Annotated in this window: 20 protein-coding genes; 13 read left to right on the forward strand and 7 right to left on the reverse strand. The window is 72.8% G+C overall.

The features are described 5' to 3' along the window. The first annotated feature begins 166 nt into the window (after nt 1-166). The 6 genes from P3T37_RS03175 (at nt 167) to hypE (ending at nt 6,326) form a co-directional block, all read left to right on the forward strand. Nucleotides 167-559, forward strand: a complete 393-nt coding sequence (locus P3T37_RS03175) for a hydrogenase maturation nickel metallochaperone HypA (protein ID WP_280721836.1) — start codon at nt 167-169, stop codon at nt 557-559. A gap of 4 nt (nt 560-563) precedes the next feature. Beyond that, nucleotides 564-1,403, forward strand: coding sequence for a hydrogenase nickel incorporation protein HypB (gene hypB, locus P3T37_RS03180; protein WP_280721837.1), 840 nt, complete (start codon nt 564-566; stop codon nt 1,401-1,403). After that, entirely contained in the window at nt 1,400-3,736 is a 2,337-nt protein-coding gene (gene hypF / locus P3T37_RS03185) for a carbamoyltransferase HypF (RefSeq protein ID WP_280721838.1), read from the forward strand. The genes hypB and hypF overlap by 4 nt, the downstream gene beginning before the upstream one ends. A gap of 31 nt (nt 3,737-3,767) precedes the next feature. Then, nucleotides 3,768-4,079, forward strand: coding sequence for a HypC/HybG/HupF family hydrogenase formation chaperone (locus P3T37_RS03190; RefSeq protein WP_280721839.1), 312 nt, complete (start codon nt 3,768-3,770; stop codon nt 4,077-4,079). Next, nucleotides 4,076-5,200, forward strand: a complete 1,125-nt coding sequence (gene hypD / locus P3T37_RS03195) for a hydrogenase formation protein HypD (protein ID WP_280721840.1) — start codon at nt 4,076-4,078, stop codon at nt 5,198-5,200. The genes P3T37_RS03190 and hypD overlap by 4 nt, the downstream gene beginning before the upstream one ends. Nucleotides 5,201-5,336: 136 nt before the next feature. Next, on the forward strand, nt 5,337-6,326 hold the full coding sequence (gene hypE / locus P3T37_RS03200) for a hydrogenase expression/formation protein HypE (RefSeq protein WP_280722107.1): 990 nt from the start codon (nt 5,337-5,339) through the stop codon (nt 6,324-6,326). Nucleotides 6,327-6,341: 15 nt separating this feature from the next. Here the strand turns inward: hypE and P3T37_RS03205 are convergent, their stop codons facing one another. After that, nucleotides 6,342-6,632, reverse strand: a complete 291-nt coding sequence (locus P3T37_RS03205) for a hypothetical protein (RefSeq protein ID WP_280721841.1) — start codon at nt 6,630-6,632, stop codon at nt 6,342-6,344. 206 nt (nt 6,633-6,838) lie between these two features. Here P3T37_RS03205 and P3T37_RS03210 point away from each other — a divergent pair, with 206 nt between their 5' ends. Further along, complete coding sequence (locus P3T37_RS03210) at nt 6,839-7,585, forward strand: type 1 glutamine amidotransferase domain-containing protein (protein ID WP_280721842.1); 747 nt, start codon at nt 6,839-6,841, stop codon at nt 7,583-7,585. A gap of 5 nt (nt 7,586-7,590) precedes the next feature. On the opposite strand, the gene P3T37_RS03215 is transcribed toward P3T37_RS03210, so the two are convergent. The 3 genes from P3T37_RS03215 to P3T37_RS03225 are packed head-to-tail and all read right to left on the reverse strand — an operon-like array spanning nt 7,591 to nt 12,617. Next, the gene (locus P3T37_RS03215) at nt 7,591-8,358 is read right to left on the reverse strand and encodes a DUF6065 family protein (RefSeq protein WP_280721843.1); all 768 of its coding nucleotides are present in this window, start codon (nt 8,356-8,358) and stop codon (nt 7,591-7,593) included. Between the two features lie 36 nt (nt 8,359-8,394). Further along, nucleotides 8,395-9,912: a SagB family peptide dehydrogenase gene (locus tag P3T37_RS03220; RefSeq protein ID WP_280721844.1), complete on the reverse strand. Its 1,518-nt coding sequence runs from the start codon at nt 9,910-9,912 to the stop codon at nt 8,395-8,397. After that, a complete protein-coding gene (locus tag P3T37_RS03225) occupies nt 9,909-12,617 on the reverse strand; it encodes a LuxR family transcriptional regulator (RefSeq protein ID WP_280721845.1) in 2,709 nt (902 codons plus the stop codon). The genes P3T37_RS03220 and P3T37_RS03225 overlap by 4 nt, the downstream gene beginning before the upstream one ends. Before the next feature lie 353 nt (nt 12,618-12,970). Between P3T37_RS03225 and P3T37_RS03230 the strand changes: the two genes are divergently transcribed. Further along, nucleotides 12,971-13,108 carry a hypothetical protein gene (locus tag P3T37_RS03230; protein WP_280721846.1) on the forward strand — a complete coding sequence of 46 codons (138 nt, stop codon included), beginning with the start codon at nt 12,971-12,973 and terminating at the stop codon, nt 13,106-13,108. Nucleotides 13,109-13,205: 97 nt separating this feature from the next. On the opposite strand, the gene P3T37_RS03235 is transcribed toward P3T37_RS03230, so the two are convergent. Continuing rightward, complete coding sequence (locus P3T37_RS03235; protein ID WP_280721847.1) at nt 13,206-14,444, reverse strand: cupin domain-containing protein; 1,239 nt, start codon at nt 14,442-14,444, stop codon at nt 13,206-13,208. Between the two features lie 240 nt (nt 14,445-14,684). On the opposite strand from P3T37_RS03235, the gene P3T37_RS03240 reads away from it, so the two are divergent. Genes P3T37_RS03240 through P3T37_RS03250 form a run of 3 tightly spaced genes read left to right on the forward strand, consistent with a single transcriptional unit; the run spans nt 14,685 to nt 17,693 of the window. Continuing rightward, nucleotides 14,685-15,890, forward strand: a complete 1,206-nt coding sequence (locus P3T37_RS03240) for a hypothetical protein (RefSeq protein ID WP_280721848.1) — start codon at nt 14,685-14,687, stop codon at nt 15,888-15,890. Nucleotides 15,891-15,916: 26 nt separating this feature from the next. Beyond that, on the forward strand, nt 15,917-16,831 hold the full coding sequence (locus tag P3T37_RS03245; protein WP_280721849.1) for a cupin domain-containing protein: 915 nt from the start codon (nt 15,917-15,919) through the stop codon (nt 16,829-16,831). Next, a complete protein-coding gene (locus P3T37_RS03250; RefSeq protein WP_280721850.1) occupies nt 16,821-17,693 on the forward strand; it encodes a CmcI family methyltransferase in 873 nt (290 codons plus the stop codon). The genes P3T37_RS03245 and P3T37_RS03250 overlap by 11 nt, the downstream gene beginning before the upstream one ends. On the opposite strand, the gene P3T37_RS03255 is transcribed toward P3T37_RS03250, so the two are convergent. Beyond that, the gene (locus tag P3T37_RS03255) at nt 17,600-18,457 is read right to left on the reverse strand and encodes a GNAT family N-acetyltransferase (protein ID WP_280721851.1); all 858 of its coding nucleotides are present in this window, start codon (nt 18,455-18,457) and stop codon (nt 17,600-17,602) included. The genes P3T37_RS03250 and P3T37_RS03255 overlap by 94 nt on opposite strands. A 255-nt stretch (nt 18,458-18,712) precedes the next feature. Here P3T37_RS03255 and P3T37_RS03260 point away from each other — a divergent pair, with 255 nt between their 5' ends. Together P3T37_RS03260 and P3T37_RS03265 are read left to right on the forward strand one after the other, a co-directional pair. After that, nucleotides 18,713-20,389 carry an FAD-dependent oxidoreductase gene (locus tag P3T37_RS03260; RefSeq protein ID WP_280721852.1) on the forward strand — a complete coding sequence of 559 codons (1,677 nt, stop codon included), beginning with the start codon at nt 18,713-18,715 and terminating at the stop codon, nt 20,387-20,389. Further along, a complete protein-coding gene (locus tag P3T37_RS03265) occupies nt 20,386-21,843 on the forward strand; it encodes an ATP-binding protein (protein WP_280721853.1) in 1,458 nt (485 codons plus the stop codon). The genes P3T37_RS03260 and P3T37_RS03265 overlap by 4 nt, the downstream gene beginning before the upstream one ends. Before the next feature lie 29 nt (nt 21,844-21,872). Here P3T37_RS03265 and P3T37_RS03270 read toward each other — a convergent pair whose 3' ends face one another. Continuing rightward, nucleotides 21,873-22,643: a pirin-like bicupin family protein gene (locus P3T37_RS03270; protein WP_280721854.1), complete on the reverse strand. Its 771-nt coding sequence runs from the start codon at nt 22,641-22,643 to the stop codon at nt 21,873-21,875. Between the last annotated feature and the right edge of the window lie 334 nt (nt 22,644-22,977).

Here is a 22,977-nt window from a genome sequence, read left to right on the forward strand (position 1 = left end):
TCTCGCAGGTCCTGCCGGACATCAAGCGCTATCTGCGGATCCGGAGGATGTGAACCAGCGTCAGGTGGCTTGTTGTTGAGCCAGGTTGGGCCAAGTGGGCTACCCCGCCCGCAGGTGGCGGCGTGGCGCTGGTCCCGCTCGTGCGCCGCCGTCCTGTAATGGGGCGATGCACGAGATGTCCATCGCGATGGCCGTGGTCGGCCAGGTGGAGGAGGCGGCGCAGGCCGCCGGCGCCACCGCCGTCCGGTCCATCCGGCTGCAGGTCGGCGAGCTGGCCGGGGTGGTCCCCGACTCGCTCGCCTTCTGCTTTGAACTGGCCTGCTCGGGGACGGTGTTGGAGGGTGCCGAGCTGCTCACCGAGTCGGTGCCCGGGCGCGCCCGGTGCGGGCCCTGCGCCGACGAATGGGCGGTCGGCATGCCGCCGGAGCTGTGCTGCCCGGTCTGCGGCGCGGCGGCCGCGGAGCTGCTCGCGGGCCGCGAGCTGCAGATCGCCGGCGTGTGCTGGGAGGAGGGCCCGGTGCCCGCCCCCACCCGTGAACGGATCCCCGAGGAGCGTTGAACCCATGTGTCGTGTGGTCGACCTGCAGCAGGCGGTACTCGCCAAGAACGACATCTGTGCCCACGAGTTGCGCGCCGAACTGGCCGCTCGCGGCACGATCGTCGTCAACCTGCTCTCCAGTCCCGGCAGCGGGAAGACCGCGCTGCTGGAGCAGGAACTGCTGCTGGCCCGCCGGCGCGGCCTGCCGGTGGCCGCGCTGACCGCCGACCTGGCCACCGAGAACGACGCGGTGCGCCTGGCCCGCTCCGGCGTCCCGGTCAAGCAGGTGCTGACCGACGGGCTCTGCCACCTGGAGGCCGGCATGCTCGGCGCCCACCTGGAGGACTGGCTCCCCGAGGACACCCGGCTGCTGTTCGTGGAGAACGTCGGCAACCTGGTCTGCCCGGCCTCCTACGACCTCGGCGAGTCACTGCGGGTCGCGCTCGCCTCGGTGACCGAAGGGGAGGACAAGCCACTCAAGTACCCCACGGCCTTTGGGTTGGCCCAGCTGGTGGTGGTGACCAAGATGGACATCGCCGAGGCCGTCGGCTTCGACGAGGCGGCGTTCCGGGCGAACGTGCAGCAGGTCAACCCGGGCGTGGAGGTGGTGCTGACCTCCGCACGCAGCGGCGCCGGGGCCGGCCTGCTGCTGGACCGGGCGGCGGCGGTCGCGGACGGCGCCGAGGCGCACCTGCCGGTGATGGCCCACCGGACGGACGCCCACCACAGCCACCACGGGGGCGGCGAACTGCACAGCCACGAGGGCGGTCTGCTGCACGCCCACCCGAACGCCCAGGACGGCGACGGCCACAGCCACGCGCACGCGGCCGGGGCGGCGACCACCGCGCGGGCGCACCGGCCGTGACCGCCGCGCAACCGGGCACCGCCGTCGGCGAGGCCGTGCTGCGCCGCCGGGTCACCGTCCGGGGCGTGGTGCAGGGCGTCGGCTTCCGGCCCTTCGTCTACACCCTGGCCACCGGCCTCGGGTTGGCCGGGCAGGTCAGCAACACCGGCGAGGGCGTGATCGCGGAGGTCGAGGGCGCGCCCGGCGCGGTGGCGCAGTTCTGCGACCGGATCGCCACCGACGCGCCGCCGCTGGCCGTGGTGGAGTCCGTCGACCACCAGGAGCTCGCCGCCGCCGGGGGCTCCGGCTTCGCCATCCTCGCCTCGCGCACCGGCGGCCCGGCCCGCACCCTGGTCTCCCCGGACGTCGCCACCTGCGCCGACTGCCTCGCCGAGCTGGCCGATCCTGCCGACCGCCGTTACCGGCATCCGTTCATCACCTGCACCCACTGCGGGCCGCGCTTCACCATCGTCACCGGGCTGCCCTACGACCGGGCGCACACCACGATGGCCGGCTTCCCGATGTGCGCGGACTGCGCGCGCGAGTACGCGGACCCGGCCGACCGGCGCTTCCACGCGCAGCCGGTCGCCTGCCACGCCTGCGGGCCGCGGCTGCGCCTGCTGCCGGACGACGGCGCCGGGGCGGACCCGATTGCGGCGGCCCGCGGGTTGCTCTCCGCGGGCGCGATCCTCGCCGTCAAGGGCCTGGGCGGCTACCACCTGGCCTGCGACGCGACCGACGCCGCTGCCGTCGCCCGGCTGCGCCGGCGCAAGGCGCGCGGCGACAAGCCGTTCGCGCTGATGGCCCGCAGTCCCGAGGACGTCGAGCGGCTGGTCGAGCTGGGCTCGGCCGAACGGGCGCTGCTGGCCGGCGGCATCCGACCGATCGTCCTGCTGCGAAAGCGGCTTGACGAGTCATCGGAGCTGGCGCAGGCCGTGGCGCCGGGCAGCCCGGACCTCGGGGTGATGCTGCCCTACACGCCGCTGCACCACCTGCTGCTCGGCCTGCCCGGGGACCCGCCGGGCCCCCGGCTGCTCGTGATGACCAGCGGCAACCTGTCCGGCGAGCCGATCGTCACCGACGACGCCGAGGCGCTGGAACGGCTGGCGCACCTGGCCGACGCCTGGCTCACGCACGACCGGCCGATCCACGTGCCCTGCGACGACTCTGTGCTGCGCATCTGCGACGGTGCTCCGCTGATGCTGCGCCGCTCGCGCGGCTATGCGCCGCTGCCGGTGGCGCTGCCGGTACCGGTGCGGGCGGCGCTCGCCGTCGGGGGAGACCTGAAGAACACCTTCTGCCTCGCCGAGGGCCGCCGGGCCTGGCTCTCGGCGCACATCGGGGACATGGACGACCTCGCCACCCAGCACGCCTTCGAGCGCGCCGAGGCGCAGTTGGAGTCGATCACCGGGGTGCGCCCGGCGCTGCTGGCCGCCGACCGGCACCCGGCCTACCGCTCCGGCCGCTGGGCCGAACGGCATCGCGGTGAGCGTCAGTTGGCCAAGGTCCAGCATCACCACGCGCATATCGCCTCGGCGATGGCCGAACACGGCCTGGACGGCGGGCGCCCGGTGATCGGGGTCGCCTTCGACGGGACGGGATACGGCGAGGACGGCGCGGTCTGGGGCGGCGAGATCCTGCTGGCCGACTACGACGGCTACCGCCGCTTCGGACAGTTGGCCTATGTTCCGCTCCCCGGTGGCGACGCCGCCGTGCACCGCCCGTACCGGATGGCGCTGGCCCACCTGCGCGCGGCGGGCCTGCCCTGGACGCCCGACCTGCCCTGTGTGGCGGCCTGTCCGCCCGATGAACTCAGGCTGCTGGAACGCCAGTTGGAGCGCGATCTGAACTGCGTGCCGACCTCCAGCATGGGCCGGCTGTTCGACGCCGTCTCCTCGCTGGCGGGTGTCTGCCAGCTGGCCGGCTATGAGGCGCAGGCCGCCATCGAGTTGGAGGCGGCGGCACTGGCCGCGGTGGTGGACGGCCTCGGCTACGCCTTCGACCTGCGCCCGGGGCCGTCGGGGCGGCTGCTCGCCGATCCGGCGCCGGTGCTGGCGGCCGTGGTCGCCGACCTGCGCGCGGGTGCCGCCCGCGCTCTGATCGCGGCCCGCTTCCACGCGGCGGTGGCCGACCTGGTGCGCCGGTTCTGCGCGGCCGCGCGCGCCGAGACCGGCCTGGACACCGTCGCGCTGAGTGGCGGGGTGTTCGCCAACACCGTGCTCTCCTCGGCCTGTTCGGCGGACCTGACCCGGGACGGCTTCACCGTCCTGCGCCACCGGCTGGTCCCGCCGAACGACGGCGGACTGGCCCTGGGGCAGCTGATGGTCGCGGCCCGGTCGCTGACCGACTCCTGACTCCCGACTTCCCACAGCAAGGAGACACCCCATGTGTTTGGCGGTACCCGGCAGAGTGCTGGACATCGAGGAACGGGACGGCACCCGGATGGCCAACGTCGACTTCGGCGGCGTGGTCAAGGAGGTGTGCCTGGAGTACCTGCCGGACCTGAAGGTCGGCGAGTACGCCATCGTCCACGTCGGATTCGCGTTGCAGCGCCTGGACGAGGAGTCGGCCAGGCACACCCTGGAGCTCTTCGCCGACCTCGGGATGCTCCAGGAGGAGTTCGGTGATCCCTGGGAACTGGCGGCCAGGGAAGGCGGATTCGTCTTCCCGAGCGATTTCCAGGAGGCAGAGAAGTGAAGTACATCGACGAGTTCCAGGATCCGGAGCTGGCCCGGCGGCTGCTCGACGACATCCACGCCACGGTGACCAGGCCGTGGGCGCTGATGGAGGTCTGCGGCGGCCAGACGCACACCATCATCCGGCACGGGATCGACCAACTGCTGCCCGATCTGGTGGAGTTGATCCACGGACCGGGCTGCCCGGTCTGTGTGACGCCACTGGAGGTGATCGACAAGGCGCTGGAGATCGCGTCCCGTCCGGGGGTGATCTTCTGCTCCTTCGGCGACATGCTCCGGGTCCCGGGGACCGGCCGCGACCTGTTCCGGGTCCGCAGCGAGGGCGGCGACGTGCGGGTCGTCTACTCGCCGCTGGACGCCCTGCGGATCGCCCAGCAGAACCCGCAGCACGAGGTGGTGTTCTTCGGCATCGGCTTCGAGACCACCGCCCCGCCCAACGCCATGACGGTCTACCAGGCACGCAAGTTGGGCATCCGCAACTTCAGCCTGCTGGTCTCGCACGTCCGGGTGCCGCCCGCGATCGAGGCCATCATGCAGTCGCCGAGCTGCCGGGTGCAGGGCTTCCTGGCCGCCGGGCACGTGTGCAGCGTGATGGGGACGGGGGAGTACCCGGAGCTGGCCGAGCGGTTCAGGGTGCCGATCGTGGTGACCGGCTTCGAGCCGCTCGACATCCTGGAGGGAGTGCGGCGCACCGTACGGCAGTTGGAGCGCGGCGAGCACACGGTGGAGAACGCCTACCTGCGTGCCGTGCGCCCCGAGGGGAACCCGGCGGCGCAGGCCATGCTCGCGGACGTCTTCGAGGTCACCGACCGGGCGTGGCGCGGGATCGGGGTGATCCCGCAGAGCGGCTGGCGACTGTCCGAGCGCTACCGCGAGTTCGACGCCGAGCAGCGCTTCTCGGTGACCGGCATCCAGACCCGGGAACCGGCCGCCTGCCGGGCCGGCGAGGTGCTCCAGGGCCTGCTGAAGCCGCACGAGTGCGAGGCCTTCGGCACCGTCTGCACCCCCCGCAACCCGCTCGGCGCCACCATGGTCTCCAGCGAGGGCGCGTGCGCCGCCTACTACCTCTACCGCCGACTCGACCTCACCCCCGCACGCCAGGAGGCGAGCCCCGTTGTCTGAGACCACACCCCTGCCGTTCGGCGCCCGAACCCTCAGCCCGGCGGCCCGGCAGCTGCTCCAGGCGGTGGACCCGGCCGCGCCGGACTTCAGCTCCTGGACCTGCCCGGCGCCGCTGCGCGACCAGCCCCGCGTGGTGATGGGCCACGGCGGCGGCGGGGCGCTCTCCGCCGAGCTGGTCCAGCACGTGTTCGCCCCCGCCTTCGGGGGCCCGGTGCTGGCGCAGTTGGGCGACGCCGCGTCCGTCTCGCTCGGCGGCGTCCGGCTGGCGTTCTCCACGGACTCCTACGTGGTGCGCCCGCTGTTCTTCCCCGGCGGGAGTATCGGCGACCTCGCCGTCAACGGGACCGTCAACGACCTGGCCATGAGCGGTGCCCGGGCCGCCTACCTGTCCTGCGGGTTCATCCTGGAGGAGGGCGTGGAGATGTCGGTGCTCGCCCGGGTCTCGCAGGCGCTCGGCGCGGCCGCGCGGGCGGCGGGTGTCGAGGTGGCGACCGGCGACACCAAGGTCGTCGAGGCCGGCCACGGCGACGGCGTCTACATCAACACCGCCGGCATCGGACTGATCCCGGACGGCGTCGACCTGCGGCCGCAGCGGGTGGTCCCCGGAGACGTGGTGATCGTCAGCGGCGAGATCGGCGTGCACGGCGTGGCGATCATGAGCGTCCGGGAGGGCCTGGAGTTCGGGGTGGAGATCGAGAGCGACTGCGCGCCGCTGGGCACTCTGGTGGAGGCGATGCTCGCGGTCACCCCCGACCTGCACGTGCTGCGCGACCCCACCCGGGGCGGGCTGGCCGCCGCGCTCAACGAGATCGCCGCGGCCGCCGGCGTCGGCGTGGCCGTCCAGGAGCGCGCCGTCCCGGTCCCGCCGGCCGTCGCCAACGCCTGCGCGATCCTCGGCCTGGACCCGCTGTACGTGGCCAACGAGGGCAAGCTGGTCGCGTTCGTGCCGCGCGAGCACGCGGACGCCGTCCTGGCGGCGATGCGCGCGCACCCGCTGGGCGCGGGCGCGGTGGTGATCGGCGAGGCCGTGCCGGAGCACCCGGGCATGGTGGTGGCCCGCACCGGCCTCGGCGGCACCCGGGTGGTCGACCTGCCGCTCGGCGAGCAGCTGCCGCGGATCTGCTGATCTGGGTCGGTGCGTCTAGGCGCCCGCCTCGGGGGCCCGGGCCTCCCCGCGTGCCTTGGTGGCGACCACCATGGCCTGGTGGATCTCCCGGGCGGTGTGCTCGTCGGCGGCGGGGACCGGGCTGCCGTGGACGGTGTACCAGTCGAGGGCGTCGGTGTACTGGACGGTGATGATGGCCTCGGTGCCGGTCCAGGTGGTGTGGATGGTCAGATCGCCGGTGATGGCGCCGACCTCCGCGGTCAGGACTCCGCCGGGGCCGGCGATGATGCTCTTCGTGGTCCAGGATTCCCAGGCGTCGGCGGCCATCCAGAACTCCCAACTCGGTCGGTCAGCGATGCGACCGGGACCTGCCCGGCGCCGGAGGGGGCGGCCCGTCCGGCAGTCCCCGGTTCGAGCGTGCGCCTGCGGCGGCCCGTGCGCATCCCGGCGGCGGCCTCCAGTTTGCGGCGAGTAGGCTCGCGGCACGCGCTGCCGGCCCGCTCGGGCCGTCCCGCCAAGGAGAAGGTGACCGCGTGGCCAGAGTCCTGATGCCCCTGCCCGACCGGGACTTCGACGTGACCGAGGTCGCGGTGCCCTGGCGGCTGCTCACCGAGGCCGGCCACCAGGTGGTCCTCGCCACCGAGACCGCCGGCACCGTACCGGCCGCCGACCCGCGGCTGCTGACCGGCGTCGTCCTCGGCAAGCTCGGCGCGGCGCCCGAGGCCAAGGACTGCTACGCGCAGCTGGTCGCCGCGCCCGAGTTCCGGGCCTCGCTCGCCTGGGCGGACCTCGACCCCACCGACTTCGACGCCCTGGTGCTGCCGGGCGGCCACGCGCCCGCGATGCGCCAGTACCTGGGCTCGGAGCTGCTTCAGGCCAAGGTGGCGGCCTTCTGGGCCGCCGGCCGACCGGTGGCCGCGATCTGCCACGGCGTGCTGGTGCTGGCCCGGGCCCAGGATCCGGCGACCGGCCGCAGCCTGCTGTACGGCCGGCGCACCACCTGCCTGCCCGGCTACATGGAGCGCTCCGCCTACCTGGCCACCGCCTGGCGGCTGGGCCGGTACTACCGGACCTACCCCGCCTACGTGGAGACCGAGGTACGGGCGGCGCTGGCGAGCGAGGGCGACTTCGAGCGCGGCCCGCTCACCCTCTCGCGCCGGGGCACCGCGGACGACGACACCGGCGCCTTCACCGTGCTGGACGGTTCCTACCTGTCCGCCCGCTGGCCGGGCGACGCCTACCTCTTCGCGCGCCGGCTGATCGAGCTGTTGGACCGTTGAGGAAGTCAATCTGCTGATTCGCTGAAGGGGTGGAGCTTGATCCGGCGCTGGTGCTCCGCGAAGCGGTTGCCCTCCTGGTCGGTGCCCCTGAGGTAGTGCCGCTGCCACTTCTGCGCGAAGGCGGGTGTGCCGGGCACCAGGCGCTCCTCGGCGAAGCGGTCGCGGCTCTCGGTGAACGCGTCGTACTCCGGTTGTGCGGGGGAGCCGGTCAGCGGCCTCAACTCGGGCCGGAACCGGCTCGGTTCGCCGCGCCGCTGCGGCAGGAGTGCGCAGATCGGCTCCCCCGCGGCGAAGTGCACCTTGAGGTGGGGGCGGGTGAGCTGCCAGTTCATGGTGAAGAACGAGCCGAACCAGTCCGTCTCGATCAGGCCGGAGAGCGCCGTGGCGCCGTCCTTGGGCAGGTTCGTCGGGCCGTGCACGAGCAGGTTCCAGCCGGGAGGGGTGCGGAAGAGGAAGGGGATCTCGAAGGTCAGGATCCCGTGTCCGAAGTTGCTGAACGCCGGCCCGTCCGGTTCCCGACCGTCCTCGTAGTCGACCTTCAGGCTCGACGTGCCGCGGTTGCCCAGCCACTGCGCGGTGAACGGGCGGTTGTTGAGGATCCACCACTCGCTCTGGTTCGCCACCACCAGCGGCAGGCAGCGTCGGGCGAAGCCCTCGTCGGTGGCCGCGATCCAGTCCCGCTGGGCGGGCGCCGGCACGATCCGCAGCGGTGGCTGCCGGGTCGACCCGTCCTTTCCGGCGACCGTGTAGGCGATCAACGGGAGCTCTTCCATGCTGCTGCGCCTGCCCTTCTTCGTCGGTGCGAGGTGTCAGTGGCCGGTCGGCCACTGCGGATCGTTGACCGGCTGCCAGTTCGGGCCGGCGAGGCGCTCGTCGTCGGCGGGTGACCCGCCCGGCGCGCTCCCCAGCGCGAAGTCGCCGACGGGGACCTCCTGCGTCTCGTCAAGGCCGAGCAGGCGGACCGTCAGTTCCGGCTCGCCGGCGTCCTTCAGCGCGCACGGTGCCAGTCCCATCGCCGTCGCCACCAGGTACATGGTCTGGTAGAGCACCCCGACGTGCTTGAGGGTGAGGGCGTACGCGATCGACTGCTCGCTCCAGGAGATCCGCTGGATCCGCGAGGTGATCAGGAGCAGGACGTCCGGCTCGGCCTTGTGCGCGCGGCCGACCTGCCGGATCAGTGCGGCCCGGTCCCGCGGCGCGGTGTCCAGCAGGCGCAGGGCGTGGGCCATCGGGTCGTAGTGGTAGACGCCGGCCGGCAGGTCCTGGCAGCGCCGGACCGTCAGGTAGAGCTCCAGCTCGTACGCGGCGTCCGTGCTGGGGTACGGGCGCGAGGTCCGCTCGAACGGCGGACGGGTGTCCCAGTCGTAGTAGCTCCCCGGGCGCGTGCCGTAGTGGGCGCGGATTCGGGCGACCCGGTAGAGGAACTCGCCCAACTGCTCGGCGGTCAGAGCGTGTTCGCCGTAGCGCAGCAGGGAGCGCCGGGACTCCAGCACGCTGCTGAAGGGCGGGTCCGCGCGCAGGACGTCCGCCGGCGAGGGGCGGAAGAGTGCGATCGGCTCCCCGGCGGCGGGCGCCTTGGTGGCAGGGCGGGCGGGGAGTTCGTCCAGGAAGCGCAGGGCGGGGCGGCGGACGTGCCGGCTGCGGGCGTGGAAGAGCCGGTCGTGGAAGTCCCACGGGCGCAGGTCGGGGTCGACGTCCTCGGCGAAGGCCGGCGGCTCGCTCCCGGCCGGGTCCGAGGCCCGGACCACCAACCCGAGTCCGGTCAGGGCGCCGAGGAGCCGGCCGACGGCCGCCTCGTCCAGGCCGGTCGCCTTGACGAGCTCCGCCGCGGTGGCGGGCCGGGCCAGCCGGGCGACCAGCGCGCAGGCGGCCCGGTCGGGCAGTCGCACCCGAGCCGGTGACTGCGGGGCCTCCAGGACGAACTCGTCCTCCAGGGACCGGCAGAGGGCGAATCGGGAGAGCCGGAACACCCCTTCGGGCGCGGCCGCCGGAAAGCCCGCGACCGGGACCGCTGCCAGCGGCTCGATGCAGGCCAGGACCCGTTCGCCCATCCCGAGTTGGTGATCCAGGAGATGGCTGAGGTGGTCCAGGATCCGTGCCAGGTTGCGCCGGTCCGCCGCGAGCGGCACCGCCGCCTCGACGGAGTCCAGCGCGACCGGCAGCTCGACGAGCCGGTCCAGCACGGCCCGCACCGCCGCGGAGACGCCCTCCAGCACGTAGGAGCGCGGGCTGCGGAAGACCACCAGCCCACCCTCCCGGGCGTACAGGCGCACGTCGGCCCGGAACGCGACGGTGTGCTCGGCGCCGCCGATCGTGCCGCTGCTCATGCCGGCCTCTGGATGGCTGTCGGCCCCGACTCCCGTAGAGCGGGCCGAAGTTCGTCCCGCCCTGCGATGCCGAGCTTGCGGTAGGTGTTGGTCAGATGGAGTTCCACGGTGCGCAGCTCGACGAAGAGCGCCTGGGCGATCTCCCGGTTGGTACTGCCCTGGGCTGCCAACCGCGCGACCCTGAGCTGCGATCCGGTCAGGCCGTCGATCCCGCCGCGTCGGGACTGCCGCAACCGTCCGTTGGCTGCGGCCAGTTCGGAGCGGGCCTGCTCGACGAGATCGCCGGAGCCGCACTCCTGGGCCAGTTCGAGCGCACCGCGCAGGGCCTGCCGGGCGGGCCGCAGGTGCTGTGCCTGGCGCAGCAGCCGGCCCTGCTCGACCAGCGCCCTCGCCAGTTCGAACCGCGCCTCCGAGGAGCGGAGTTGGGCGACCGACTCCTCGGCGGCGGCCAGTGCGCCGGGGCCCGCCAGCACCGCCTGGGCGCGCAGCGCGCCGCCCAGGCGGTCCGGGATGCGCTGGGACCGGGCCAGCTCGACCTCCTCGGCCAGATACCGCTGAGCCAGCTCGGGCCGGTCCAACGCGGCGAGAGCCAGGGCGAGTTCGGAGCGCCAGGCGGCGACGGCCAGCGGGCCGTCCCCGCAGGCGGTGAGCCGGTCGCCGCAGGCCAGCAGGTCCGCCGCGCCGTCCTTCGGGTACCCGGCGGCCGTCCGGAGCCGGCCCCGGGCGAAGAGCAGCAGCGCCCCCGGGTAGCCCGGCGGCGCGCTGCGGGCGCAGCCGGCCTGCTCGAGTTCGGCGTCGGCCGCCTCGTACTCGCCGAGGTCGACCAGGGCGCCGACCAGGGCGGCCAGGGCCAGCGCGGACAGGCCGGTGGCGCGGTCCGGCGCGCAGTCGGCCAGCGGCTCCAGGCCGGCCCGTCCGTCGGCGGCGGCCTCGCGCAACCGGCCGGCCCGGTGGTGGATCTGCGAGCGGGTGGCCAGCGCGAAGGCCAGCAGCGGCCGGTGCCGCCAGCGCCGGGTGGTGGCCAGCGCGCTCTCGCAGCGGGCCAGTGCCTGGGCCAGCCGGCCCAGGCCGCAGAGAGCCCGGGCCGCGTACAGGTGCGCGATGACCTCGGCCGGCGTGGTCGGGGAGGACGTGAGTGCCTGCTCGGCCCGGGCCGCGACCAGGTCGGCGGGCGAGCCGTCGTGCAGGGCGGCGAGGGCGGTCGTGGCCCAGTCGAGCGTGCTGGCGGCGGTGTGGCTGGTGGGTTCGCCGACCCCGTACCCGCACAGCGCCAGCAGCTCCGACAGCCCGCTGCTCGCGGCGGCGCGCGCCGCGGTCTCCGGCGCGAGCCGTACCGCTTCGGCGAGGCTGCGGGCGGCGCCGGGCGGGTCGGTGCGCGCGATCGCCTCGGCGAGTTCGACCAGCACGCCCGCGCGCTGACCGTCCGCCAGCGGTTCGGCCAGGGCGCGCCGCAGGCAGTGGATCGAGGTCTCGACGTCGCCCCCGGCCAGCGCCCGCCGGGCGACCTCCAGCAGCAGCGGGGACACCCACGGTTCGGCCAGCGCTGCGCAGTGCAGCAGGTGCCCGGCGACGTCCGCGTCGTCGGCGCCCTCGGCCCGCAGCAGGCGGGCGGCCCGGCGGTGCAGCGCCTGGAGTTCGGCGGTGGGGATCTCCTGCAGGACGGCCGTGGCCAGCAGCGGGTGGGCGATGCGCGGCGCCGCCGGGTGGGCCGGGACGGTCAGGGCCAGCCGCTCGGTGTTCCTGGAGATCTGCCGCACGGTGTCCGGATCGAGCCCGGTGATCGCGGCCACCCGCTCGACCGTGGCCGCCGTGTCGAGGACGGCGAGGGCGTGCAGGACCGTCAGCGCGTGGGGGGAGACCCGGCGCAGGCGGACGTGCGCCGAGCGGGCCAGCGACTCCACGGCGAGGTCCGGCAGGATCCGCGCCGCCTCGGCGTCCGGCACCGTCCTCAGCTCCGCCAGCCTGGCGGCGAGGGCCGTCAGCAGCAGCGGATTGCCTCCGGTGGCGGTCATCGCGGCCGCCGTGAACGCCGGATGGGGTGCGGCGCCCAGCGCCCTGCCGAGGGCGGCGGCCGCCGAACCGGTCTCCAGTGGGGTGAGCTTCAGTTCGCGCGAGCAGCTGAAGAGCAGGTCCTCCAGCAGGTCCGCGTCGGTACTGCCCGCGCCGGCGCAGACCGCCGTCAGCAGTACCACCGGGAGCTGGTCGACGCGCTCGGCGAGGGCGACCAGCCAGCGCAGCGAGGACGGGTCCGCCCAGTGCGCGTCGTCCACCACGAGCAGGACCGGACGCCCCGCGCCCGGCGGGATCAGGCGGCTCAGCAGGGCGTGGAAGGCATGGGACCGCTCCGACACGTCCTCGGCGCCGGGCCGGTGGGCCACGTCGAGCAGATCCTGGAGCGCGGGCACCTCGGCGAGCAGCCGTTGCCGCTCGCCGGTGCCCAGCCGGCCGATGCCGGAGGCGAAGAGGCGTCCCAGCAGCCCCAGGTGCAGCTCGCGCTCCGCGTGGCTGCCGCGGGCGCGCAGCACCAGGAATCCGCGGCCGCCCGCGCTCAGCTCCGCCGCGTCGAGCAGCCCGCTCTTGCCCAGGCCGGCGCCGCCGCCCACCACGCAGAGTTCGCCGGACCCGGCGGCGGCCCGGTCGAATGCCTCCTCGATCTGCCGAAGCTGCTGTTCGCGTTCGAAGAGAACACCGGAGTCGAATGCCACAGGTCCCCCCATCCCGGGTCGCAGAGTCCGCACGAGACCCCTCTCCGGAGCGGCGGGGCTGGTTTCGCACCCTAACTCCCGACGGCCCGCGCTGATCGGGTCGAGGCGATCCGTGCGTCTTCGGGCAATTCCCGCTCGGCGCTCTTCTGTCGCCGACTCGGATGTGCTATCGAAGGGGGGTGGAGCCCGCTGGGGTGCGGCCCCGGACCTGGCCGACCGGGGGTACCGCGAATGCTGCGGGGACCGAAATCCTCACCGTCGACACTCAGCCCGGCCATTGACACCGGCCTCGGTCCACTGGCTCCATGGTCGGGCACCACCTCTTGTCCGCAGATCGAAGAAAGGACCTGACCATGTCCACCGAGAACGACTTCCAGATCACCGGCGCGACCGACTCCTACCGGGAGCAGGGCGCCGACGTCGTCATCTTCGAAGAGGAGCTGGACGACGTTTCCGGGGCCTCGCTGCCCATTCCCCGGATTCTCAACTAATCGATCCGGAACCTCCGGATTTCCACGGTCCATCCGGACGGCGCGGTCATTCGCGCCGTCCGGATGGACCGCCGCGCTTGCCAGGGCCTGTCCGGCCCTAGAGCCGGTCGAGCCGGCGCACGATTCCCGCTTTCAGCAGAGCCTGGACGACGCCGAGCGCCGTCGCCTCGTCGACCTCCGGGGTCAGATCCCGGGCGCACCACGGTTCCTGGTCGTCGCGTTCCCAGCGGGTCCGGACGAATTGCGCCGCCGCACCGCTGACGGTCAGCGCCCCCGCGGCCTGGACCAGGCGCACCCGTCCGTCGCCCGTCCCCTCGACGGCGAAGAGCGACTCCGTCACCATGACCACCGCGGTGTCCGGGTCCGCCGGGCCCGCCAGCGCCGCCGACACCGGCGTCAGCGGCGGTTCGAGGAACGTCTTGCGGATCTCCTTCGCGATGTCGGCGGCCGCGTCCCCGGAGTCCAGCAGCGGCAGGATCGCGGTGAGCTCCTTGATCAGGTCCGCGACGACGGAGGTGAGCAGCTCGGGCCGCTGTGCCATGCCCCACGGCACCTCGTCGCGCAGACCGGCGAACTCCGCCCGCCGCTCGTCGAGTCGGGCGACCAGCTGCCCGGCCAGCCAGTACCGGCTCAGCATCGGCACGAAACCGACGGCGACGTGGACGGACGGCTCGTCGGTCGCGCTCCCGCTGTGCAGCCAGCCGCGCGGGATCCACAGCACGTCACCGGGCCGCAGCGTCACCTCCAGGGCGGGCGGCTGCTGGGAGATGCGCTCCCACTGCGCCTCGGTCGGCTTGTTCGCCCGGGCGGTCTCGTGCGAGAGCGGGCGGTCGGCCAGCGGCTCGCGCAGCCGCCAGGTCTTGCTGCCGACCGTCTGGACGAGCAGGTTGCCCCCCTCGTCGTGGTGGAACGGGAAGCCGGTGTGGTTCGCCGGCGTCACGAATCCGGTCGCGGACGCCGGCAGCCCCACCTCGTAGGAGAGCCGCCGGCAGAAGTCACCGACCGGTTCCCAGAATCGGTGCAGCACGTCGAGGACGACCGTCGAACCGTCCCGCAGGAGATTTCCGATCGCCCCCGGGCGTACATGGTCGGCGAAAGGCCGCTCGATCGGCCGGCTTCCCCAGGTGAATTCGGAGGCCGGTAGGTTCACCCCGGCGCGGACCACCCGCAGCACGCTCGCCGGAATTCCCTGCTGGAGCATCCGGTCGAAATCAGTGAGACCGAGCAGGCCGACAATCGGGCCCGGCGGCATCGACCAGACCTGTGGGCGGTCGGGCGGGGCCGAGACAAAGGCCTCCGGATCAGGAACGATCTGCGAGAGCGCGCGAAACTTCACAAGAGTCCCCTTCGGACTTCGGGAGAATACGGTACCGGGACGTCTCCGGAGGGGAGCAGAACACATCGAATTCCGTCGGAGCAAGACATTTCGGTAGATGCTGTGGTGGATATTTCGGTGCCGGGAGCCCCCGACCGAAGCATCTGACCGAAGCATCTAGCCGGCACCCTTGTGCCGAGGCGATCACCTTTGCTTCGCTCTCGGGGAACCGCGGCACGGTTATTCGGGAGGGGAGCGGGCATGGACGAGAACCTCGTGGAAAACCGGCATGTCGGGCTGGAGGTCTATCTGACGGTCCGCCGACGCGGTGAGCCGCTGCGCCGGGTACGGCTGCGCACGCCCGCCGAGTTGGCCCTCGCCCAACCGCTGCTGGCGGCGCGCTCTTCGCAGGATGAGGCCGAGCGGCGACGGGCGGCGGCTCGGCTGGGCCTGCTGGTGCGCCCCGAGGACCTGCCCGCCGCCAAGGAGGAGCTGGGCTTCCGCTGCGACGTCGACGAGGAGCTGCTGCGGCTCCTCCCGTCCGAGCACTCGGCCGCGCTGCCCGTGCTGCCGGCCGAGGCGCTGGAGCTGAATCCGCGGCTCTGCGTGCAGTGGGAGCCGCAGCTGCCCGAGGAGTTGGTGGGGCGCGTCGCGCTCGGCGGCGCCGACGGCGGCCCGGTCGGGCCCGGGCCGCGGGAGTTCTCGTCCGAGCGGCCGATCGTCTGGGTCGAGGATCCCCGCCGGGGGACGCTGGCACCGCTGTGGTGCGGCGGAACCTGGGGACCGGAGCTGCGCCGGGTGGCGGTCGAGGGCGCCGACCCGCGGATCCTGCCGCCCGGGAGCCTGCGACCGCTCCAGCTGGCCGGCGTGCTGCTCCCGCGCTCGGACCGGACGGCTCCGGCACCCGGGGCGGTGGAGGCCGTGGGGACCGCAGGCTCCGGCGGGCAGCGCGTCGGGGTGCTGCGGGACCTCTTCAGCCCGCTCTTCCTGGCGGCGCTGCGGCGGCACTTCCGCCGCCTGCGTGCGGAGGGCTACTTCCGCCCCGACCAGGAGCAGGTGGTCGACCGGCGCGACGGTGTGTACTGCGACAGCCTCACGCTCTTCCTCCAGCACCAACTGACCGCCACCGTCGCCGGGTGGACCGGTCGCGCGGTCAGACCGTCCTACACCTGGGTGATGGCCTACCGCCCCGGCGCCGTTCTGCAGCGCCATCGGGACCGCCCGCAGTGCCGGACGAACGTGTCGTTCTGCGTCGACGCCGACCCGGAGGGCCCCCGCGCCGACGCCTGGCCGTTCTACGTCGAGGGACCGGACGGCGGGCTGCCGATCCAGCTGGGCGTCGGCGACGCGGTGATGTACAGCGGCACGGACCAGGACCACTGGCGCGACGCGCTCGCGGAGGACCGCCAGGTCACCGTGTGCCTACTCCACTACGTCGACGCCGACTTCACGGGCCCGCTCGGCTGAGCGCCGCGCACACGAGGGGGAGTCGAATGGAAGCACTGCTGTCCGATGTGTTCGGCACGGACTTTCTGGTCCGCAGCCACGGAAAGGAGCACCGCCTGTTCCGCGGCGAACCCGAGCGGTTCGCCGGGTACTTCGACTGGGGGGTCCTCCAGGACATCCTGTCCTCCCACACCCTGCGCAGCCCCCAACTGCGGCTCGTCCAGCAGAAGAAGCCGCTGCCCGAGCACGCCTATCTCCGCTCGGCCCCGCCCCGGCGCGACCGCAGCCGGACCCACATCGACCCGGACCGGTTCACCTCCGCACTGCGTGACGGGCACACCCTGGCGCTCCGCTATGTGGACGAACTCCACCCGCCGCTGCGGACGTTGGCGTGCGGGTACGAGCAAGTACTGGGCGCCGACTTCGAGTTCAACCTGTACGCCTCCTGGCGCCCCGTCCAGGGCTTCGGGGTGCACCGCGACGACCACGACGTGTTCGTCCACCAGCTGGCCGGCGAGAAGCGCTGGCAGATCTTCGCACCGACCCCCGAGCCGCTGGGCTACGCGGAGGAACTCGGCATGACGGCCGACGCCCTGACGCCGGTCGACGACCTCGTGCTGACCGCCGGCGACCTGCTCTATCTGCCGCGCGGTTTCTGGCACGCCCCGCAGACCGCGGGGTCGGCCCCCTCACTGCACCTGACCGGCTCGGTCGCCTCGGTGCGCGGGGCGGACCTGGTCGACTGGGTGGCGCGCGAGCTGCGGGAGAGCCCCGGCATGCAGGGCGAACTGCCGCGCTTCGCCGACGCGTCCGAGCAGGCCGCGTACCTGGCCCGGCTGCGTGCGCAGGTACTGGCCCGGTGGGACGATCCGCAGCTGCTGAGCCGCTTCCTCGCCCAGCGGGAAGCGCGGTACCCGGCGAGCGCGCCGCTCACTCTGGACTGGAGCCTCGATGACCACTGACGACGTCTGCGACGCCTACGATGCCTACGGTGCTTATGACGAAGCCTACTTGGAGCAGACCCGACGGCGCGTTGAGCGCGAGCAGGGCGGCATCCACACCTACTACGACCGCTCGGTCGTCGATGAGGAGCAGGATCCGCATCCGCTCTGGCGCGCCCGCCTGCGCAGGCACGCCGCGGCCCGCGCGCAGGGCCGGTTCGTCCCGTGGGAGGTGCGCGCGAGCGTCGACGCGCAGGGGCTGCACCCGCGCCGCCGCAGCGAGATCTCCGATTCGGTGATGCTGATGAGCCAGGGGACCTCCCGGCCGCTGGAGTGGCAGGGGCGGGCGCTGTTCAAGAGCGTCTTCGACTTCACCCTGATCCCCATGCTGCTGGCCGAGCTTCAGCCCGCCGCCGTCCTGGAGATCGGATCGGGCAACGGCGCCAGTGCGCTGTGGATGGCGGACCTGGCCGAGCTGTTCGGGTTCCCGTGCCGGATCACCTCGCTCGACGTCGAGCCGGTCGCGGCGGCCCATCCCGAGGTGCGGTTCGTCCGCGGCGACGCCCGCGACCTCGCCGGGGCGCTGCCGGCGGACGCCCTGGCGCACGGTCCCCGGCTGGTGGTGGAGGACGCGCACGTGGCCGTCCGGGAGGTGCTGGAGTACGTCCACGGCCTGCTCGAACCGGGGGACTACCTCATGGTGGAGGACAGCGCGGACAAGGCACCCGAGCTGGCCGCCTTCGCCGCCGCGCACCCGGGCGCATACGCGGTCGACACCCGGTACACCGACTACTTCGGGCGCAACGCCACCAGCTGTGTGGACTCCGTCTGGCGCAGGATGGCCGACAGCGACAGGACCACCTGGTCCTCGACCGGCCGGTAGCCGATCTTCCGGTAGATCGAGTTGCTGGTGGCGTTGGCGGGATCGGTGAAGAGCAGCACCCCGGCCGCGCCCCCGGCCAGCGCGGCGGCCGACGCGGCGGCCGTGACGGCGCTGCCGTAGCCGCGCCCGCGCAGCTGCGGCGGGGTGAAGACCGACGCGATCCACGCCATGCCCGCCGCCATGGACGAGGTCGCGACCATCGCGGTCGGGCGGCCGCCGTCCTCCCAGACGTGCAGGGTGCCTGCTGCGATTCCCAGGTCGACTTGCTCCTCCCCCTCCTCCTCGTCCGACTCCGTGTACCAGTCGGCCAACAGCTCCCGCTCGGCCGCCGCTGCCGGCCGGAACCCGCCGCCGACCGTCGGCGGCGCCAACGTGCCCAGCTGGTAGAGGCGCATGCGCTGCTGCGTGCGGGCCGTGCCGCCGGTGGCCTCGGCCCAGGCGCCGGCGAACGCCTCGGCAGCCGGCGCCGCTCCGGCCACCACCCGCAGCCCCTCGCCCGCCAACACGCCCGCCAGCTCGACCGCCGCTGCCCGCGGCATCCGCCCCAGCCGAACAGCGCCCGCGCCCGTCAGCGCGAACCCCGCCCGCACCGCCCCACCCTCACGCGCCCGCCACCACCCGAAGCGTGCCGCCCCGGCTTCCTGACCCGCACCAAGCTGCTCCAGGACCGTCAGCAGCACCGTGTTCCGCGCCGGATACGCCGCCAGCACGGCCCCAGCAGCCGCACTGCACTCGGCTGCCGAATCGCTCAGAGTCCAGGTCATACCCCAGATCCTGGCCCACCCCCATCCCGCCGCGCAGCCGTTCGCCCGGTCGCGTAGCCGCCCAGCGGCCGCGGATACCGGTCTTCAGCGGCTCCGGGCCGTGGCGTGGTAGTCGACGGCCCGGATGCACCGGTGGATGTGGTCGTTGACCACGCCCACGTTCTGCCCACGGCAAGTCGGGCCGTTCCGCGTGTCGGCGAGCACACTGGAAGGGCTGTTGCCTCTCCGGCCCCGCGACAGTCTGGGCGGTGAACCATGGCGGAGACCACCGACGCGGCACGGACCGTGATCTTGACCGTGGACGACGATCCCGCGGTGTCCCGGGCTGTCGCTCGCGACCTGCGCCGCCGCTACGGTGACGCGTACCGCGTCATGCGCGCCGAGTCGGGTGCGTCGGCGCTCGACGCCCTTCGCGAGCTGAAGCTGCGCGGCTCCCCGGTCGCGATGATCCTGGCCGACTACCGCATGCCGCAGATGGACGGCATCGAGTTCCTGGAGCAGGCCCTCGACCTCTTCCCCGGCGCGCGGCGTGTGCTGCTGACCGCCTACGCCGACACCGATGCGGCGATCGATGCCATCAACGTCGTCGACCTCGACCACTACCTGCTCAAGCCGTGGGAGCCGCCGGAGGAGAAGCTCTACCCCGTGGTGGACGATCTGCTGGAGTCCTGGCGGGTCACCGACGGCCGGACGGCGGGCACCATCAAGGTCGTCGGGCACCGCTGGTCGGCGCAGTCCTCGCGGATCCGGGAGTTCCTGGCCCGCAACCAGGTGCCCTACCGCTGGTACAACTCGGATGAGCCGGAGGGCCGGAGGCTGCTCTCCGCCGCGGGGCAGGACGGGCTCCGGCTGCCACTTGTGGTTACTCCGGACGGTGCGACGCTCGTCGAGCCGCAGGAGCGGGAGCTGGCCACACGGGTGGGTCTTTCGACGACACCGGCGGCCGACTTCTACGACCTCGTCATCGTCGGCGGCGGGCCCGCGGGCTTGGGCGCGGCCGTGTACGGAGCCTCGGAAGGGCTGCGGACGGTCCTGGTCGAGCGCTCGGCGACCGGAGGCCAGGCGGGCCAGAGCTCACGGATCGAGAACTACCTCGGTTTTCCCGACGGCGTATCCGGCGCGCAGCTCACGGATCGGGCACGCCGGCAGGCGGCGAAGTTCGGCGCCGAAATGTTGACGGCGCGCGAGGTCACGGCCCTGGAGGCGAACGGCGCCGCCCGCACACTGCGGTTCTCGGACGGCTCCACCGTCTCGGCGCACTGCGTGATCCTCGCGACCGGCGTGTCCTACCGGCAACTGGACGTGCCGGGAGCGGCCGAGATGACCGGGCGCGGTCTGTACTACGGCTCGGCGCTGACGGAGGCCTCCGACTGCCGAGACCACGACGTGTACATCGTCGGCGGAGCGAACTCCGCGGGCCAGGCCGCGACGTTCCTGGCACGGGGCGCCAAGTCGGTCACCCTGCTGGTGCGCGGCTCGTCGCTGTCGGCCTCCATGTCGCACTATCTGCTGCAGCGCGTCGAGGACGCCCCCACGATCTCGGTACGCACCGACGTGGTCGTGGCGGCAGTCCACGGTGAGGAGCATCTGGAGGGGCTGACCCTGCGCAACACCGTGACGGGGGAGACCGAAGAAGTCGACGCGCAGTGGATGTTCGTGTTCATCGGCGCGGCCCCCATGACCGACTGGCTGGACGGCACGGTGACCAGGGACTCGCACGGCTTCCTCCCCACCGGCCCCGACCTGACGGCTGACGGGCGTCCGCCGTCCGGGTGGGTCCTGGACCGGCCGCCGTACCACCTGGAGACGAACGTTCCCGGAGTCTTCGTGGCGGGGGACGCACGGGCCGAGTCGGCCAAACGGGTCGCCTCCGCCGTCGGCGAGGGTGCCATGGCCGTCATGCTCGTGCACCGCTACCTGGAGCAGTCATGACCGGCGGCCCGGTTCGGTGCAAGGAGGACGAGCTGCGTTCGCTGTTCCTGTTCGAGAAGCTGGGGTCCGACCAGTTGGCGCGGCTGTGCCGCGACGGTCACGTGGAGTGGTTCGACCCGGGGCCGGTGTACCGGGAAGGCGATCCGGCCGCGAACCTGTACGTCCTGTTCCAGGGAACCGTGATCCTCTCGCGCACTGTCGGCGGGCAGGAGGTGGACTTCGGCCGCACGTCCGCGCCCGGCGTCTATGCCGGGGCTTTCCAGGCGTACCTCGGCGACCAGGTGCCCCAGGTGTACAACAACTCGATGCGGGTGACCGAGCGGTCCCGGTTCTTCGTGCTGCCCGCGGACGCATTCGCACAGATCATGCGCAGCTGGTTCCCCATGGCCGTCCACCTGCTGGAGGGCCTGTTCTTCGGGTTCAAGAGCACCCAGGAGGCGGTCGGCCAGAGGGAGCGGCTGTTGGCGCTCGGATCGGCGACCGCCGGGCTCACCCACGAGCTCAACAACCCTGCTGCCGCCGCCGTGCGTGCCGCCGCCGCACTGCGGGAACGCATCGTCGCGGTACGCCGCGGGTTCGGCGAACTCGCGGCCGAACCGCACCGAGGCGACGACCTGGCCCAGCTGAGCGCGCTGGTGGACATGACCGTCGGCCAGATGGGCCGATCCCAGCCGCTCAGCCCGATGCAGGCCGCGGACCGCGAGGACGAGCTCGGCGACTGGCTGCACGAGCACGGCATCGAGGACGGTTGGCAGATGGCGCCGGTCCTCGTGCAGGCGAACCTGGGCACCGACTGGCTCAACCGGATCGCCGCAACCCTGCCCGAGGGCATCCTCGGCAGGGCCCTGAACTGGCTGAGCTGCACGGTTGAGGCCGAACTGCTGCTGAACGAGATCGACGACGCCACCCACCGCATCTCCGCACTCGTCGGCGCGGCGAAGCAGTACACGCAGCTGGACCGGGCCCCGTACCAGAACGCCGACGTACACGAGCTGCTGGACAGCACGCTGATGATGCTCGCCGCGCAGATCGGCCCGGACATCACGGTCGTGCGCGACTACGACGCTGCCCTGCCCCGCATCCCCGGATACCCCGCCGAGCTGAACCAGGTGTGGACGAACCTGATCGACAACGCGGTGTGGGCCATGCGCAGCAGCGGCTCCGGCGGGACCCTCACCGTTCGCACCGCACAGGACGGCGACCACGTGCTGGTCGAGTTCCGCGACACCGGCCCCGGCGTGCCCCCCGAGGTGCGCGACCGCGTCTTCGACCCGTTCTTCACCACCAAACCGGTCGGCGAAGGCACCGGGCTCGGCCTGGACATCTCCTGGCGCATCATCGTCAACCGCCATGGCGGCGACCTGCGGCTCACATCTGTGCCGGGCGACACCTGCTTCCAGGTCCGCCTCCCGATCAACCCCGTCAGGCCCGACAGCCCACCGGAGCAGCCGTGAACACTGCCGGTACCGGTGGCACTGGCGGGTCAGTGGGCGATGGTGGCGTGCATCTCCCAGACCAGGATTTCCGCAGGCTCGACCGCGGTGACCTGCTGCCCGCCGATGGCGGTGAAGCGCACTGCGTCGCCGGTGGCCAGCGGGCCGACGCCCTCCAGGGCGACGCTGCCGCGGGCGACGAACAGGTGCAGGAAGGGGGCGTCGGGCAGGTCGACGCTCTGGCCGGGCTGTAGGCGGGCCACGTGGAGCGCCGCGTGGCGGTTCTTGATGCGGATGGCGGACGCGCCGTCGTGCTTGTCCATCCCGGAGGCGACCGGGATCAGGCCGCCGGACAGCAGCGCGTTGTCGATTTCGAGCTGTTCGTAGCCCGGAGTGATGCCGCGCTCGTCGGGGATGACCCACATCTGGACGAAGTGGACGGGGTCGGTGTGGGTGTCGGCTCCGCTCAGCCTCCAGGAGTCGTTCTTCTCGGAGTGCAGGATGCCGGTGCCGGCGCTCATGCGCTGGGCGAGTCCCGGATAGATCACCCCGGAGTGGCCGGTGGAGTCCTGGTGGACCAGGGAGCCCTGCATCACCCAGGTGACGATCTCCATGTCGCGGTGCGGGTGGGTCTCGAAGCCGCTGCCGGGCTTGACGATGTCGTCGTTGTTGACGAGCAGCAGTCCGTGGTGGGTGTTGGCGGGGTCGTAGTGTCCGCCGAAGGAGAAGGAGTGCTTGGAGTCCAGCCAGTCGATCTTCGTGGCGAGACGCTCCCCGGCGTGGCGGACGTCGATCTGCGGTCGGTTCGCGGTGGCGTTCAAGTCGGGTCCTTTCCGGCGGTCCGGGTTCTCTCGCGAGGCCCGGGCGGTGTCTCTTGGCACCTGCACGACAGAACATCGTTCATCATTCAACTATTCCGGGCGCCCGTCGCCGGTGGCGCGATCACTGGAGTGGCGCGGCGGAGCTGGGCGAAGCTGCCGATGGGCGGACTCGAAGTGGACCGTGAGGGTGGGGCGATCCGGCATCCTGACCGTGTTCGGCCAGGCCGCAACTGTCGTCCGGGGCGACTACTGTGCCGCTCATGTCGGACGAAATACGGGATGGCGGCCCACTCCTCAGGGGCTCGCCCGCGCGTGGGGTTGCTGCCGGAGGGCG

It is taken from the genome of Kitasatospora sp. MAA4 (assembly GCF_029893355.1).
In the GTDB taxonomy this organism is placed as follows: domain Bacteria; phylum Actinomycetota; class Actinomycetes; order Streptomycetales; family Streptomycetaceae; genus Kitasatospora.

Excerpts from the sequence above, each read along its gene's own strand:
- P3T37_RS03175 (WP_280721836.1), top strand. The coding sequence starts at position 167 with ATGCACGAGATGTCCATCGCGATGGCCGTGGTCGGCCAGGTGGAGGAG.
- hypB (WP_280721837.1), top strand. The coding sequence starts at position 564 with ATGTGTCGTGTGGTCGACCTGCAGCAGGCGGTACTCGCCAAGAACGAC.
- P3T37_RS03190 (WP_280721839.1), top strand. The coding sequence starts at position 3,768 with ATGTGTTTGGCGGTACCCGGCAGAGTGCTGGACATCGAGGAACGGGAC.
- hypE (WP_280722107.1), top strand. The coding sequence starts at position 5,337 with ATGGGCCACGGCGGCGGCGGGGCGCTCTCCGCCGAGCTGGTCCAGCAC.
- P3T37_RS03205 (WP_280721841.1), bottom strand. The coding sequence starts at position 6,632 with ATGGCCGCCGACGCCTGGGAATCCTGGACCACGAAGAGCATCATCGCC.
- P3T37_RS03215 (WP_280721843.1), bottom strand. The coding sequence starts at position 8,358 with ATGGAAGAGCTCCCGTTGATCGCCTACACGGTCGCCGGAAAGGACGGG.
- P3T37_RS03220 (WP_280721844.1), bottom strand. The coding sequence starts at position 9,912 with ATGAGCAGCGGCACGATCGGCGGCGCCGAGCACACCGTCGCGTTCCGG.
- P3T37_RS03230 (WP_280721846.1), top strand. The coding sequence starts at position 12,971 with ATGTCCACCGAGAACGACTTCCAGATCACCGGCGCGACCGACTCCTAC.
- P3T37_RS03240 (WP_280721848.1), top strand. The coding sequence starts at position 14,685 with ATGGACGAGAACCTCGTGGAAAACCGGCATGTCGGGCTGGAGGTCTAT.
- P3T37_RS03245 (WP_280721849.1), top strand. The coding sequence starts at position 15,917 with ATGGAAGCACTGCTGTCCGATGTGTTCGGCACGGACTTTCTGGTCCGC.
- P3T37_RS03250 (WP_280721850.1), top strand. The coding sequence starts at position 16,821 with ATGACCACTGACGACGTCTGCGACGCCTACGATGCCTACGGTGCTTAT.
- P3T37_RS03255 (WP_280721851.1), bottom strand. The coding sequence starts at position 18,457 with ATGACCTGGACTCTGAGCGATTCGGCAGCCGAGTGCAGTGCGGCTGCT.
- P3T37_RS03260 (WP_280721852.1), top strand. The coding sequence starts at position 18,713 with ATGGCGGAGACCACCGACGCGGCACGGACCGTGATCTTGACCGTGGAC.
- P3T37_RS03265 (WP_280721853.1), top strand. The coding sequence starts at position 20,386 with ATGACCGGCGGCCCGGTTCGGTGCAAGGAGGACGAGCTGCGTTCGCTG.